Source organism: Methyloversatilis sp., assembly GCF_051861465.1.
Taxonomy (GTDB): Bacteria; Pseudomonadota; Gammaproteobacteria; order Burkholderiales; family Rhodocyclaceae; genus Methyloversatilis.
In genome coordinates this window covers 237,423-252,260 of the sequence record NZ_JBHYCQ010000005.1, presented here as the reverse complement: position 1 = coordinate 252,260, position 14,838 = coordinate 237,423, and the positions used below count along the sequence as shown (strand labels likewise).

Annotated in this window: 11 protein-coding genes; 5 read left to right on the top strand and 6 right to left on the bottom strand. The window is 66.9% G+C overall.

Features of this window, described 5'->3' with window-relative positions; genetic code table 11:
- Nucleotides 1-44 precede the first annotated feature (44 nt).
- A complete protein-coding gene (glpK, locus tag ACTIFF_RS09315) occupies nucleotides 45-1,517 on the top strand; it encodes a glycerol kinase GlpK (protein ID WP_439536568.1) in 1,473 nt (490 codons plus the stop codon).
- Here the strand turns inward: glpK and ugpQ are convergent.
- Genes ugpQ through ACTIFF_RS09295 form a run of 4 tightly spaced genes read right to left on the bottom strand, consistent with a single transcriptional unit; the run spans nucleotide 1,499 to nucleotide 4,953 of the window.
- Nucleotides 1,499-2,257: a glycerophosphodiester phosphodiesterase gene (ugpQ, locus tag ACTIFF_RS09310; RefSeq protein ID WP_439536567.1), complete on the bottom strand. Its 759-nt coding sequence runs from the start codon at nucleotides 2,255-2,257 to the stop codon at nucleotides 1,499-1,501. The two genes, glpK and ugpQ, sit on opposite strands and share 19 nt — an antisense overlap.
- Nucleotides 2,258-2,267: 10 nt before the next feature.
- Nucleotides 2,268-2,504: a hypothetical protein gene (locus tag ACTIFF_RS09305; RefSeq protein WP_439536566.1), complete on the bottom strand. Its 237-nt coding sequence runs from the start codon at nucleotides 2,502-2,504 to the stop codon at nucleotides 2,268-2,270.
- Complete coding sequence (locus ACTIFF_RS09300) at nucleotides 2,474-3,880, bottom strand: extracellular solute-binding protein (protein ID WP_439536565.1); 1,407 nt, start codon at nucleotides 3,878-3,880, stop codon at nucleotides 2,474-2,476. Before ACTIFF_RS09300 ends, ACTIFF_RS09305 begins: the two co-directional genes overlap by 31 nt.
- 14 nt (nucleotides 3,881-3,894) lie before the next feature.
- A complete protein-coding gene (locus ACTIFF_RS09295) occupies nucleotides 3,895-4,953 on the bottom strand; it encodes an aldo/keto reductase (RefSeq protein WP_439536564.1) in 1,059 nt (352 codons plus the stop codon).
- A gap of 110 nt (nucleotides 4,954-5,063) precedes the next feature.
- Here ACTIFF_RS09295 and rlmM point away from each other — a divergent pair, with 110 nt between their 5' ends.
- From rlmM to ACTIFF_RS09275, 4 genes are all read left to right on the top strand, one after another.
- Nucleotides 5,064-6,164 carry a 23S rRNA (cytidine(2498)-2'-O)-methyltransferase RlmM gene (gene rlmM / locus ACTIFF_RS09290; protein WP_439536563.1) on the top strand — a complete coding sequence of 367 codons (1,101 nt, stop codon included), beginning with the start codon at nucleotides 5,064-5,066 and terminating at the stop codon, nucleotides 6,162-6,164.
- Nucleotides 6,165-6,667: 503 nt separating this feature from the next.
- Nucleotides 6,668-8,152, top strand: coding sequence for a DEAD/DEAH box helicase (locus ACTIFF_RS09285; protein WP_439536562.1), 1,485 nt, complete (start codon nucleotides 6,668-6,670; stop codon nucleotides 8,150-8,152).
- Between the two features lie 552 nt (nucleotides 8,153-8,704).
- Nucleotides 8,705-10,462: a PQQ-dependent methanol/ethanol family dehydrogenase gene (locus ACTIFF_RS09280; RefSeq protein WP_439536561.1), complete on the top strand. Its 1,758-nt coding sequence runs from the start codon at nucleotides 8,705-8,707 to the stop codon at nucleotides 10,460-10,462.
- 258 nt (nucleotides 10,463-10,720) lie between these two features.
- A complete protein-coding gene (locus tag ACTIFF_RS09275) occupies nucleotides 10,721-11,557 on the top strand; it encodes a substrate-binding periplasmic protein (RefSeq protein WP_439536560.1) in 837 nt (278 codons plus the stop codon).
- A gap of 147 nt (nucleotides 11,558-11,704) precedes the next feature.
- Here the strand turns inward: ACTIFF_RS09275 and ACTIFF_RS09270 are convergent, their stop codons facing one another.
- A complete protein-coding gene (locus ACTIFF_RS09270) occupies nucleotides 11,705-11,980 on the bottom strand; it encodes a cupin domain-containing protein (protein WP_069040748.1) in 276 nt (91 codons plus the stop codon).
- 491 nt (nucleotides 11,981-12,471) lie between these two features.
- The gene (pbpC, locus tag ACTIFF_RS09265) at nucleotides 12,472-14,838 is read right to left on the bottom strand and encodes a penicillin-binding protein 1C (protein WP_439536559.1); all 2,367 of its coding nucleotides are present in this window, start codon (nucleotides 14,836-14,838) and stop codon (nucleotides 12,472-12,474) included.

Below are 14,838 nucleotides of genomic sequence, written 5' to 3'. Positions count from 1 at the left end.
ATGACTGCGCTGCCGTGGATGCGACAGGCGGACAAGGAGAAGACATGCGCCACGTTCTCGCACTCGATCAGGGCACGACCAGCTCGCGCGCACTGCTGTTCGACACCGACAGCCGCATCGTTGCGATGGCGCAGCGCGAACTGCCCCAGCATTACCCGCGGCCCGGCTGGGTGGAACATGACGCCCGGCGCATCTGGACGGATACCGTCGACTGCGTGCGCGAGGTGCTGACGCGCGCAGCGCTGTCGCCCGCCGACATTGCAGCGGTCGGCATCACGAATCAGCGCGAAACAGTCATGCTGTGGGAGCGTGCCAGCGGCGAGCCACTGGGCCCGGCCATCGTCTGGCAGGACCGACGCACGGCGGAGGTCTGCGCCCGCCTCAAGGCCGACGGCCACGAGGACGCAGTGCGCGCCAGGACCGGCCTGGTGCTCGACCCCTATTTTTCGGCCAGCAAGATCGCCTGGCTGCTCGACCACCTGCCCGGCGCCCGCGCACGCGCGCGGCGCGGCGAACTGGCCTGCGGCACGATGGACAGCTGGCTGGTGTGGCAGCTCACCGGCGGGCGCGCGCACGTGACCGACCTGACCAACGCCAGCCGCACCCAGCTGCTGGACATCCACACCGGGCAGTGGGACGACGGCCTGCTCGAACTTTTCGGGATTCCTCGCGCGCTGCTGCCCCGTGTGGTGGCGTCCAGCGGCGCCCTGGCGGAAACCGGCGCAGCGCTGTTCGGCCGTGCGCTGGCGATCACCGGCATCGCTGGCGACCAGCAGGCGGCGCTTTACGGGCAGGGCTGCACGGCGCCGGGACTGGCCAAGAACACCTACGGCACGGGCTGTTTCATGCTCATGCACACCGGCGATCAGGCCATCGCATCGCACCACGGCCTGCTCACGACCTGTGCCGCGCAGACGTCGGCGCGCATCGAATACGCACTCGAAGGCAGCGTATTCGTCACCGGGGCGCTGGTGCAGTGGCTGCGCGATGGTCTCGGGTTGATCGCCCGGTCGGGCGACATCGAGGCGCTGGCGGCCAGCGTGCCGGACAGTGCCGGCGTCACCATCGTGCCGGCCTTCACCGGCCTGGGTGCGCCACACTGGTCGGCCGGGGCGCGCGGCGCGATGTACGGCCTGACGCGCGGCACCACGCGCGCCCACATCTCCCGTGCCGCGCTGGAGGCCATCGCGCTGCAGACGCTGGACGTGATGCGGGCGATGGAAGCCGATGCCGGTGCGCCGTTGCGCGAACTGCGCGTCGACGGGGGCGGCACGGTCAATGCGCTGCTGATGCAGATGCAGGCCGACCTGCTGGGCTGCCCGGTGCGTGTCGCACCCGCGGCGGAAACCACGGCGCTGGGCGCAGCGAGACTGGCGGCGCTGGGCGCAGACATCGTGATGCAGACGGCGGCGGACGACGGTCGGGTGTTTCTGCCGTCAGGCGCGTCAGCCGACGCACTGATTGCGCAATGGCGGGCCGCCCTGCACGCCACGCTGGATCATGTCGCGCAGCGCTGAGGCAGGTCGAGCGTGTCGGTAAACAGACCGGCCACACCCGCAGCAATCAGCTCACGGGCGCGCGCAGCGTCATTCACGGTGTAACACAGCAGCGGCAAGCCTGCTTCGCGCACCGCCCGGAGTTGCTGAACATCGAGCGCCGACTGGTCGCAGTGCACCGACAGCGCACCGTGCGCGCGCACCCGGGCCGCCCAGTCTTCGGGCAGCCGTTCGAACAGCAGGCCGCGCGGAAGATCGGGCACCGCCTCGCGCGCCGCCTCGAGGGCGTCCATCGAGAACGAGGACAGCAGCGGCGGCCGTACGCCGGCAGGCCAGCGCGCCGCGACCGCGTGCGCGACGACTTCGCCGGTGCGGCGTTCGAAGCCGGTGGCCGGCTTGATTTCGATATTTGCGATGATGTCGAGCGCCAGCAGGCAATCGAGCGCCTGATCCAGCGTCGGAATGCGCTCGCCGGCAAACGCCGGACCGTGCCAACGACCGGCGTCGAGTTGCAGCAGCGCGCGGGCGCTGTGCGCGCTGACTTCGCCGACGCCGTCGGTCGTGCGTTCCAGGGTTTCGTCGTGGATCAGCAGCGGCACGTCATCGCGGCTCAGCATGACGTCGAATTCGACCATGCCGAAGCCGGCTGTCGCGCCAGTGCGGATCGCGGCGAGCGTGTTCTCAGGCGCCGCCGAACCACCGCCGCGATGGGCGATCCACAGCGGATAAGGCCACTGCGAGGGCCAGGGCTGCAGCGTCACAGCGGCCGCTTCAGTCCGGATCGAGCAATTCGCGCGCCTGACGCGCGATGTCGTCGTCGGTCAGCCAGGCGATGGCACTCAGCATTCCTACCGACGTGCCAGCGGCCACGCCTTCGCGCACCCACTTCTCGATCGCCTTGACGCGCGCCGCGTCGTCGAGCGCGAGCAGCCGGCGCAGCGGTTCGCCGACCGTTGCGTCCTCGCGCGCCGAGCGGATCAGCAGGACGAGTTGATCGACGTCAGACATGGGCCTGCCCTCAGGACTGCCGTGTCGAGCACGGCCTTGGCCGGCTTGCGGTCGGCCCATAATTCTTCCAGTTCTTCGTCGAGCACCGCACGCACGCGCGGATTGCTGGCGGCGTGGCTGGTCTGTTCGTCCTTCTGACCGGCCCGACCCGCGAGCTGGCGCAGTGCCACACGGGCGACGCTGTCCGCGGTCGGCGCATCGACCGGACTGATGGCCACCATGCCGGCGCGGTTCAGCGGAATGAAGCCGGTGGCCAGCGACCACTGGGCTTGGCGGTCCGGATCGAGCAGGAAGGTGACGAAGCGCGCGATGGTGCGCGTTTCCTCGGCGCCGCGACCGGCGCTCACCCACAGGCTGGCACCATCGGCCAGCGTATGGCGCGGCGCGTTGCGGATGTCTTCGTGGAAGGGCAGCGCCGCGACGCCGACGTCGAACTTGGCGTCGCGCTTGATCTGCGGCCAGGCCGAGGAGCGCGCCGTCAGCACCTGACACTGGCCGCCGGCGAACATCGGCACCGCCTCGTCAGCGCGTCCGAAAATGTGCAGATAGCGGCTCTTGTACCACGACGACATCATGGCCAGATGCTTCACCTGCACGAGGCCGTTGATGGCAAGCGCTTCGCCGGTCTTGCCCTGCTTGCGCGCGAACGGCTCGTTGTGCCAGGCGCTGATGTTGTCAACATGGATCTGGGTCGGGCGAGCACTGGTGTAGGGGCAGGCGTAGCCGCCATCGCGCAGCGTGCCGAGCGCTTCCTGCAACGAGAACCAGTGGGTCGGCGGCACGTTCGGGTCAAGCCCGACCCGGCTGAAGGCGTCGCGGTTGTAGAACATGACCGGCGTCGTGAGGCCGATCGGCAGCGCATTCAGACGGCCTTTCGCGCCATTCAGGTAAGGGGGCATCGGCGCAGGGATGGCTGCGTGAGTGAATTTCTCCTTCGCGGTCGTCATCACCTGATGCAGCGGGGTGTAGCGCGGCTTGCCGTCCAGAAAGCGCTGACGCGCGCCGTCGTCGAGCACCAGCATGGCGGGCAGCGTGGGCACCGCAGCGTCTGCGTCTTCCCAGTTGCGTGTGCTGAGCACGATCTTCTGCTTGGCCTTGCCGCCGGCGTTGAAGTCGTCCACCAGCGCCTGCAGGGCCAGTGCGGCGGCGTCGTCCAAACCGTGCGCCAGTTCGATCTCGGCGGCTTCCTTCGGCGCGGCGGCCTTGCTGCTGGCTTTCGCGCTGGCCTTTGCGGCCGGTTTGCTTGCCTTCGCGCTGGCCGCCGGCTTGGGGGTTGCAGTGTTGGCGCCCGCCGACATCGGCGCGAGCATGACGCTGGCCGCGATCAACGCGGCTAACGGCTTGATGAACATCCGGAAATCTCCTCTGTGCAACATGGCAGGGCGCCCGGTCAAGGCGCCGGGTTGGTGTAGCGCAGGTGCAGCGCGTCGATGGCTTCGTTCAGCGCGTTCGACAGCGTCACGGTCCACGCATCGATATTTTCCCGCAACTGGGTGCGCGTGGTCACACCGATCAGGGTACTCGCCACGGCATGGCGCCGATAGCAGAACGCGAGCGCCAGCTGGGTCGGCGTCAGTCCGTGTTCGTGCGCCAGCAAGGCGTAGGCGCGCGACGCCGGCGCCACATTTTCCTTGAAGTAGCGCTGGCCGAACTGCGGAAATTCATTGATTCGACCTGCCGCGTCGGCGCGTTCGACGTACTTGCCGGTCAGGTGGCCGAACCCGAGTGGCGAGTACGCCAGCAGCGACACCTGCTCCCGCGTACACACCTCGGACAGGCCGACATCGAAGGTACGGTTCATCAGGTGGTAGGCGTTCTGGATGCTCACCACGCGCGGCAGACCTTCGTCGGCCAGGCGCAGGCAGGTCATCAGGCCCCATGGCGTTTCGTTCGACACACCGATATGGCGGATCTTGCCTTCTTCGATCAGCCGGGCCAGCGCCTCAAGCTGGCTGCGCAGCGATTCCGCCTCGCGCTCGCCGCCCGGGTCATATTCATACTGGCCGAACATCGGCACATTGCGCGCCGGCCAGTGGATCTGGTACAGGTCGATGTAGTCGGTGCCCAGTCGCGCGAGCGATCCTTCGACCGCCTGACGGATATTGCTTTCATCCAGCGCCAGCGGCCCGCCGCGTATCCATTCGATGCCGCGTGCCGGTCCGGCCACCTTGGTCGCGACGATGACCGACTCGCGCGGGCGACGCGCCAGCCAGCTGCCGACGATGCGTTCGGTTTCGCCGAAGGTTTGCGCGCGGGCCGGGACCGGGTACATTTCGGCCGCGTCGAGAAAGTCGATGCCGGCCTCGAAGGCTTCGTCCATGATGGCGTGGGCCGTGCGCTCGTCGACCTGCTGACCGAAGGTCATCGTGCCCAGCCCGATGGCCGGGACTTCAAGCGTCGAGCGGCCGAGACGTCGGCGCGCGATATCCTTCGTGACGACATCCTTCATTCCGGTAACTTTCGTAAGATTCATGCGGCAGACCGGATTGCGTTCCCAAGAGCGCGACATGTATCACAGACCGGTCGGCCCGGCACGGATTCACCCTGAACGGACACACCTTGAAAACAAATCCCCTCGGCCTGCTGCTGTATTGCCGCGCCGGCTTCGAACGCGAATGCGCGCAGGAGATCATGGACCGCTGCGGTGACGCCGGCCAGATGATCGAACCGCAGGCGGAAGCCGGCAGTGGCTACGTCGAAGCGTTTGCCGATGCACGCGCTTTGAGCGCCCTGATGCGCAAGCTGAGCTGGCAGGACCTCACCTTCGCGCGCCAGCTGGTGTGGGCGGGCCGTACGATTGAAGGCATGACGCCGCGCGACCGCGTCACGCCGGTGGTCGAAGCCGCACTTGAACTGGCGCCGGGCTTCAGCGACTTCCTGATCGAAACGCCGGACACGGACAAGGTGAAGGCGCTGTCCGGCCTCAGCCGCAAGCTGGAAGGCTTCATGAGTCAAGCGCTCGAAACGGCCGGAGCCTTCAGCGACGACCGCGAGGCACCGCGGCTGCACATCTTTTTCACCGCGGCCGACCGCGCCACGGTGGCGCTGTCCTGGCCCGGCCGGCGCAGCGAGTGGCCGGGCGGCATTCCGCGCCTGCGCATGCCGCGCGAAGCGCCTTCGCGCTCGACGCTCAAACTGGCTGAAGCGTTTCACAGCCTGCTGACCGAAGACGAACAGGAACGGCTGATCAAGCCCGGCATGAGCGCCGTCGATCTCGGCGCCGCACCGGGCGGCTGGACCTGGCACCTGGTGTCGCGCCATTTCGAGGTCACCGCAGTCGACAATGGGCCGATGAAGCCCGAATTGCTCGAAACCGGCCAGGTGCGGCACAAGAAGGAAGATGGCTTCCGTTTCGTGCCGCGCAAGCCGGTGGACTGGCTGGTGTGCGACATGGTCGAACAGCCGCGCCGCGTCGCCGCCCTGGTGGCGCGCTGGGTCGCGCAGGGCCTTTGCCAGCACGCCATCTTCAACCTGAAGTTGCCGATGAAGCGGCGCTACGAAGAACTGCAGCTGTGTTCCGACCTGATCGCCGAAGCACTGGAGTCGGTCGACAAGAAGCACGAACTGCGTTTCCGCCAGCTCTACCACGACCGCGAAGAAGTCACCGGTTACTTGGGCGTACCCGGGAAGTCCGCATCCGCCCGGCGCCGGCACGGCTGAGCGGAGCGCCTGCCGAGGGGGCGTTCCTGTTGTGGGAGCGGCGGCCTTTCCGGGATCGAGCAGCGATGGTCGATGATCAGCGTGCACATTGCGGCGACGGCGGCGCGGGGGTTTCGGCGAGGATTGCTCGCCGCCCGCGGAGCCGGCTTGCCATGCAGCGCCGGCAGTGGATCGCCGCTCCGACAGGGGTCGCTCACAGAAAGCCCGCACGAGGTCGTACCCGGGTTCCTGTACTTCGAGTCCGCACCACGCGGGGCGAAACCCGGCACTGTGCGATAATGCGGGTGCAGTCGCCTCGCCGGTCATGGCGCGGCCCGGAGTTTCCGATCCGGCCGGACTGACGGCCGATCCCCCACTTCTCCCGCCCAGGCGCCTGCGCCCCGGGCTCGATAGCCGTGCCAACGTCACGTTGGCGCGCCCTCGCGCCGGGTTTTCCGGAACCGATTTCCCCAGCCTGAACCGGCATGCCAGGCGGAAGTCCTTACACAAAGAGCTTCGCATACATGTCGTTTGAAGAACTCGGGCTCATCCCCGAATTGCTGCGCGCTGTCGCAGACACCGGCTATACCGTGCCGACCCCCATTCAGGCCCAGGCCATTCCCATCGTGCTGGCGGGCCGCGACGTCATGGGCGGCGCCCAGACCGGCACCGGCAAGACCGCCAGTTTCACGCTGCCACTGCTGCAGCGCCTCGCGCCGCACGCCAGCAGTTCGCCATCGCCCGCCCGCCATCCGGTACGCGCACTGATCGTCTGCCCGACGCGCGAACTGGCGATGCAGGTGCACGAAAGCGTGCGCACCTATTCGAAGCACCTGCCGCTGCGTTCGGTCTGCATCTACGGCGGCGTGGACATGAAGGCGCAGGTGAAGGAGTTGCGTGAAGGCCGCGAAATCGTCGTCGCGACGCCCGGTCGCCTGCTGGATCACGTCGAAGGCAAGAGCATTGCGCTCGGCCAGGTGCAGATGCTGGTGCTCGACGAAGCCGACCGCATGCTGGACATGGGTTTCATCCCGGACATCAAGCGCATCCTCGCGCTGCTGCCGGCCCAGCGGCAGAGCCTTCTGTTTTCGGCCACCTTCTCGGAAGAAATCAAGAAGCTTGCACAGGCCATGTTGCGCGACCCGCAGCTGATCGAGGTGGCGCGCCGCAATGCGACGGCTGAAACCGTGACGCACCGCGTGCATGCCTGCGCAACCGACGACAAGCGCGCGCTGCTGACGCACCTGCTGACGCAGCCCGACTACGTGTCGCGTCAGGCGCTGGTGTTCGTCAACACGAAATTCGGCGCCAGCCGGCTGGCGGTGCACCTGATCCGTCAGGGTGTGGCAGCCGACGCCATCCACGGCGACAAGAGCCAGCAGCAGCGCACCGAAGCGCTGGAAGCGTTCAAGAGCGGTGCCGTGCGCGTACTGGTCGCGACCGACGTCGCGGCGCGCGGACTCGACATCGAGGACCTGCCCTTCGTCATCAATTTCGAGCTGCCGCACAACGCGGAAGATTATGTACACCGGATCGGCCGCACTGGCCGCGCCGGGCGCAGCGGCGAAGCCATTTCGCTGATGGCGCCGGAAGAGCGCGGTCGCGTGGCCGACATCGAAAAATTGATCCGCAAGGAAATCGAGCCGGCGACGCCGGAAGGCTTCGACCCGGGCCGCGCCCGACAGCGCGAAGCGCGCGAATCGACTCCGCGCGAGGGACGTGGTGGCGAGCGCCCGCGGGAACGCGCCGTCAGCAGCGCTGAGCGGCCGGAACGGCCCGAAGGCGCAGCCCGCCGCGGCCGATCGGCGACCGGAGACACCGCGCGTCCGCCGCGCAGTCCGCGTTCATCGGCCAGCCAGGTTGCGGCCGATGGTTTCGACTTCAGCAAGCCGTACGAATCGCTGCCTTCCGGCGAAGGCACGGCCGCCACTGCCGACGGCACTGCAGCCGGCGCCCGGCGCGGCAAGCGGCAGGTCGCGGCATTGCTCGGCGGCAACGGCAAGCGCTGACCGCCGGGGCACCCAGGCCCCGGCAGACGAACGAACACGCGAAGGCAAAATCGGTTCGACGACTACTTCGTCGCGATGGCGTTCGCGCCGCGCGCAGTACGAACGCGCTGACGCGGCGGCGGTGAGGGAATCCCCGGCCACCCGGGGCAACACCCCTGCAAATTCGGGACACCCCCTCTGGCGGACGTTCGATATTTGTACGAACGATTTGTAAAGATCGGTTGAAATCCGGACGGATCAGCCGTTCGTGCAACCGTTTCCAGGGATTGTCCGGCACGAACGGGACCGCCCGCCTCGCACCGATACCCACGCCGCATCGCCGCCCGACGTAACACCCACTGACCGCAGGGCCTTTATCCGCGCGGCTCAGGGAGCACATCCCTTCGCCGGGCCTTGCCACGCTTGCCGCAACCATCGCCTGCCCGAGGAGCCCGAACGGTAGTTTTGACGCAAAACCGACTAATGGCATGCGTTTTGCAACACTAGGGCGTCGCTCGGTGCGACAAAAAATCCGACAGTCAGACGACTGATCCAAATCAGAGGAGACCATCCATGAAAAGAACTGCTCTTGCAGCGCTCGTCCTCACCGCCTGCGCGCACAGCACCATCGCGTATGCCGGTGTGACGGACGCCGACATCGTGAATGACGCCAAAACCACGGGTAACGTTCTTTCGTGGGGCATGGGCACCGAGGGTCAGCGCTTCAGCCCGCTCAAGCAGATCACTCCGAAGAATGTGAAGCGTCTGGTGCCCGCCTGGTCGTATTCGTACGGCGGCGAGAAGCAGCGCGGTCAGGAAGCGCAGCCGCTGGTCATCGACGGCAAAATGTTCGTCACCGCCTCGTACTCCCGTGTGTTCGCGCTCGATGCCAAGACCGGCAAGCGCCTGTGGACCTACGAACACCGTCTACCCGAAGGCATCATGCCCTGCTGCGACGTGATCAACCGCGGTGCTGCGGCCTTCGACAACCTGATCATCTACGCCACGCTCGACGCCCAGCTCATCGCGCTGGATCAGGCCACCGGCAAGGTCGTGTGGAAGGAAAAGATCGACGACTACCAAGCCGGCTATTCGTCGTCGGCGGCGCCCATCATCGCTGGCGGTCTGCTGCTGACCGGTGTATCGGGTGGTGAATTCGGCATCATCGGCCGCGTCGAAGCACGTGACCCGAAGACCGGCAAGATGGTCTGGATGCGCCCGACCATTGAAGGTCATATGGGCTACAAGTACGACGCCGATGGCAACAAGACCGAAGCCGGTATCAGTGGCACGACCAATGCCACGTGGCCGGGCGACCTGTGGAAGGTCGGCGGCGCGGCAACGTGGCTGGGCGGCACCTATGACGCGAAGACCGGACTCGCCTATTTCGGCACGGGCAACCCGGCGCCGTGGAACAGCCACCTGCGTCCCGGCGACAACCTGTACTCGTGTTCCACGGTTGCGATCGACGTCAAGACCGGCGAGATCAAGTGGCACTTCCAGAGCACGCCGAACGACGGCTGGGACTATGACGGCGTGAACGAATTCGTCACCTTCGACATGGGTGGCAAGCGCATGGGCGGCAAGGCCGACCGCAACGGATTCTTCTACGTGCTGGACGCCAACACCGGCAAGTTCGAGCGCGGCTTCCCGTTCGTCAAGGCGCTGAACTGGGCCAAGGGCCTGGACGAGAACGGTCGCCCGATCTATGACCCGGCGAACCGCCCGGGTGACCCGAGCGCAGGCGCTGACGGCAAGAAGGGCAGCGTCGTGTTCGCCACACCGTCCTTCCTGGGCGGCAAGAACCAGATGCCGATGGCCTACAGCCCGGACACCGGTCTGTTCTACGTGCCGTCGAATGAATGGGGCATGGAAATCTGGAACGAGCCGATCACCTACAAGAAGGGTGCGGCCTACCTGGGTGCCGGCTTCACGATCAAGACGCTGGATGCCAAGGAAATCGGCGGCGACTACATCGGCGCGCTGCGTGCAGTCGATCCGAAGACCGGCAAGATCGTGTGGGAGGTCCGCAACAACGCTCCGCTGTGGGGGGGCGCGATGGTGACCCGTGGCGGCCTGGTGTTCTGGGGCACGCCCGAGGGCTACCTCAAGGCCGCGGATGCCAAGACCGGCAAGGAAGTGTGGTCCTTCCAGGTCGGAACCGGCATCGTCGCCCCCCCGATCACCTGGGACCAGGACGGCGAACAGTACATCGCCGTGACGGCCGGTTGGGGCGGCGCAGTCCCGCTGTGGGGCGGCGACGTGGCCAAGAAGGTGTCCTACCTGAACCAGGGCGGCTCGATGTGGGTGTTCAAGTTGCTGAAGGATTGATCAAGAAGATCTGAAGACTCCTCCTTGCGCCCCGTTATTGGGGCGACCGTAACCGGCGCCTCCTGGCGCCGGTTTTTTTCTTGAGCGTCCGGTTCGTCGACGCGCGTGCTTGCCGGATTGCCCGGCCGCGCACCCGGTACCGTACGCTGACACCTCGGGTTGCCATGGCGGTTGTTGCAACCGATTTCGGGCTGCCGTGCAAAAATGCGGCCTGGCGGTAAATCCTCCCCGCACACACAATACCTCTGGAGACCAGGAATGAAGAACAGATTAACCACGCTCATGCTGTGTGCCGTCATGTGGCTGGGCGGCTTCGCCGGCAGCGCATGGGCGCAAGGCCGCGACCTCGACGAAGTCATCAAGAGCGGCCAGATCAAGGTTGCGCTGTACAAGGAATTCGCCCCGTTCTCGGACGTAGGCACGGGCGGCATCGATGTCGACCTCGCCAAACTGCTGGCCGACCGGCTTGGCGTGAAGCTCGAAATCCTGTGGTTCTCGGCCGACGAAAACATGGACGATGACCTGCGCAACATGGTGTGGCGCGGCACCGTGCTCGGCTACGGCCCGGCCGACGTCATGCTGCATGTACCCATCGACGCGACCTACACGGCGCGCAACGACAAGGCCATGTTCTTCGCACCGTACTACCGCGAAAAGTTTGCCATCGCCCGCAACGTCGACAAGCTCGACAAGCTCGAATCGCTGGATGCCTTCCGCACTCAGCGCATCGGCGTCGAAGTGGAAACCTACCCTGCCACGGTGCTCCTGTCCGCCGATGGCGGTGTCTACCGCAACAACGTCGGCAATTACAAATCGGCCAGCGAAGCACTGACCGCGATGAAGAATGGCGAAGTCAGTGCTGTCATGGCCATGCAGAGCGAACTGGAGGCCGGTCTCGCAGGCACCAGCGGCTACGTCATCGCCGACGTACCGCTTCCGCTGGTCAATCGCCGCCAGTGGGTCATCGGCCTCGCGGTGAAGTCAGGTAACGAAAAACTGGCCCAGTCGCTGCAGGCCGCGATGAACAGCATTGCCGAAAAGGGCGAACTGAAGGACATCTTCAAGCGCCACGGCGTCGAGTACCGCGCACCCTGATGCCCGGCCGGGCGGGCATCGCGGTCAGGTCGGCGGCCCCGCCGACAGCCGGCTCGATGTCAGCCGCCCCAGCATCGACCAACAAAAAAAGCCCCGGAAATCCGGGGCTTTTTTCTGGTCAACCCGTTGTCGGGTCAAAGTCCTGGATCAGCTGTGCTTGTAGTGCTTGCGCAAGGGCTTCACCACTTCCCACATCGACTTCATGCCTTTCGGGAACACCACGAAATCGCCGGCCTTGATCACCACCTTTTCACCGCCCTGCGGCGTGACATGGATTTCGCCCTCCAGCAGATAGGCGCTTTCGGTCATGCCGAAATCGAGCGGAAACTTCGACACTTCCTTCTCCCAGATTTCCCAGCTCGATACGCCCAGTTGCTTGAGCTTGTCTTCCGACGGATTGTGTTCAACGATGATTTGAGACATGGTCGTTTCCGGTTGGTGATTGAAATTGCTGCAAAAACAAAGCCGCTTGAGTGAAATTCAAGCGGCTTGAATCTTCTGTGCGGTCGGCACGGGCAATCCAGGCAGATACGCGATTCCGGCGTGATCCGCGCGCGTTCCACATCCTTGCGATCGCCGCCGGACATGTCAAGGCAGGCTCACGCCGGAGCGCACAAACGAACCACATCGCTACGGCGTGACCGCATTTCCCGATCGTGGATTCCCGTGAACGGAACAGGCTTGGTCTTCGTTCCCCGTGCGGCGCACCCCAACAACACTCGAGCTGCCTTGCGCTAGTGCGACATTCGTTCGCAGCACTGGCCGACGGCGCGGCGGCCTGTGGGAGCGGCGGCCTCGCCGCGATAGTGCAGCGACCATCGTTGTGCAGAGTGCGTATCGCGGCGAGGCCGCCGCTCCCACAAACCGCTGCTCCTGAAGGTCGCCCGTCACAATCGCTGGTGGCGAGTGTGTGTTCATCGCAGGACTCGACCATCAGCCGCCGGATCGAGCACGAATCTCAAACTGTGATGGCGTCCCTCGCCGTCCATCACGGTCAGCCGGTGTTCTCCGGGGTCGTCGAGCAGCAGCTTGCCGCCGCCATCCGGCGTCACCCGCCGGCCGTCGAGCAGCCAATACACCGTGCCATGCGCGCCGCGCGCTGCGAGATGAAGCGACACATGGCCCTGATGTGGCGCGGGGCGCAGCCGCAAGCCATCGGTGAGGCCGACGATGCGCAGCGTGGCGGCCGGAGCGGTGCCGACCGGCGCACACCCCGGTTGCCAGTCGGGCAGGCGCTGGTCGGCGGGCAGCCAGCCGTCAAGCCAGGGTTGCAGCAGCACCGGCCAGCGCGCGAAGTCCCGCACCTGCCCATTGCCGCAGCCCGACACGGTGCGCAGGCCGCTGGCCGGATCGATCCACACGGTCTGTCGCAGGCTGCTGGGGTCGATGCGGTCCGGGCGGGTCGGCGGCACGGCGCCGGCGAGTGACCAGGCGCTGCGACGACGATGGCACAGCGGCGCAGGGGTATCGGCGTTCGCCGTGCCGAGTGGCCAGCAGATGTCGACCGCCAGCACCGACGTCGGCCGGTCACGCGGCGCGGGCGCTGCGCGCGGCAGCGCCGCGGCGATGTCCTTCAGCAACGGCGCTGCCGCGTTGGCGCCGAAGAAGCCGGGGTTGGGTGTGCCATCCGGCCGGCCCATCCAGACGCCGAGCGCGTGGCGGCCGGACACGCCGACTGCCCACGCATCGCGAAAGCCGAAGCTGGTGCCGGTCTTCCAGGCCAGCGGCACACTGCCACCGCCTTCGATGAACGGGCGGTCCGGATGGCCGCCACCTTCCAGAATGTCGCGCACGATCCACGCCGCGCCTTCGCTCATCAGGCGCGATTCCGCTCGCGGCGCGTCCGGCGTGAGCCGCGGTGTACCTGCCAGGCCGCCGGCCGCCAGCGCGCGGTAGGCACCGACAAGTTCTTCCAGCGTCACGCCCGCGCCACCGAGGATGAGGCTCAGATTGGGCTGCTCGCCGGTGGCAATGCGCAGCTTGACGCCGCCCGCGGCAAGCCGCGCAGCAAAGCGCGGCGGCGTGATCTGGTCCAGCAGGTCGACGGCCGGCACATTGAGCGAGCGCTGCAGCGCTTCGGCGGCGCTGACCGGCCCCGAAAAATCGGCCTGGAAATTACCTGGCTGGTAGCCGCCGAAGGCCTGCGGCGCGTCGATCAGCAGGCTTTCGGAATGGATGAGGCCATCGTCGAGCGCCATCGCATACAGGAAGGGCTTCAGTGTGGAACCGGGCGAGCGAACGCCGCGCACCATGTCAACGTGGGCGCTGCGTCCGGCGTCGGTGAAATCGGCCGAACCGGCATAGGCGCGCACCTCCAGTGTGTCGACATCCATCACCAGCGCGGCGATCGACACTTTCGGCGGCAGCACCGAGGCGCGGTCGGCCAGCAGGCGCTCGACCGTGCTCTGCAGTTCGCGGTCCAGCGTGCTGGCGACACGGGTCAGGCCACGTCGGTCCGAGCGGCGCACCTGACCGCGCAAACGTTCGGCCGCCAGCGGTGCCAGCCAGCCGCCCTGCAGGCGCTGCGCGATGACCGGCTCGATGCGCGCGTCGGCCACCACCTCGGGTGCCCAGATGCCGAAGTTGGCCAGCCGCGCCAGCACGCGATCGCGCGCGACCTGCGCCGCCTGCGGCGCGCGGTCCGGACGAAGGCGGCTGGGCGCACGCGGCAGCGTGGCGAGCAGCGCCGCTTCGGCATGGCTCAGGTCGCGCGACGGCTTGCCGAGGTAGGCGCGACTGGCCATCTCTGCGCCTTCGACGATGCCACCCATCGGCGCGTGATTCAGATACAGCGTGAGGATGTCGTCCTTCGACAGCCGCCATTCGAGTTGCAGCGCACGCGCCATCTGCCGCAGCTTCCCGCGCGGCGTGCGCGGCACCGGTTCGAGGATGCGTGCGACCTGCATGGTGAGCGTGGAGCCGCCGGACACGATGCGACCGCTGCCCGCCCACTGCCACGCAGCGCGCGCCAGCGCAGCCGGATTGACGCCCGGATGCCAGCGGAACCAGCGGTCTTCATAGCCCAGCAGCGCCTCGACATAGCGCGGCGACACGTCGGCCAGCGTGACCGGATAGCGCCATGCGCCATCCGCACCCGGCCAGGCACGCAGCGGGCTGCCGTCGCGCGCGAGCACGATGAAACCGTCGTCCGGGCCGGGGAGCGGCGGCGGAAACAGGCGATCGAGCAGCCACAAGGCGCCAAAAAAAAACAGTGAAGCGAGGAGGATGCGGCTGCCCGGGCGCCCGGCGCGCGGTGCCGCCGGACCGATGACAGCCGGCAC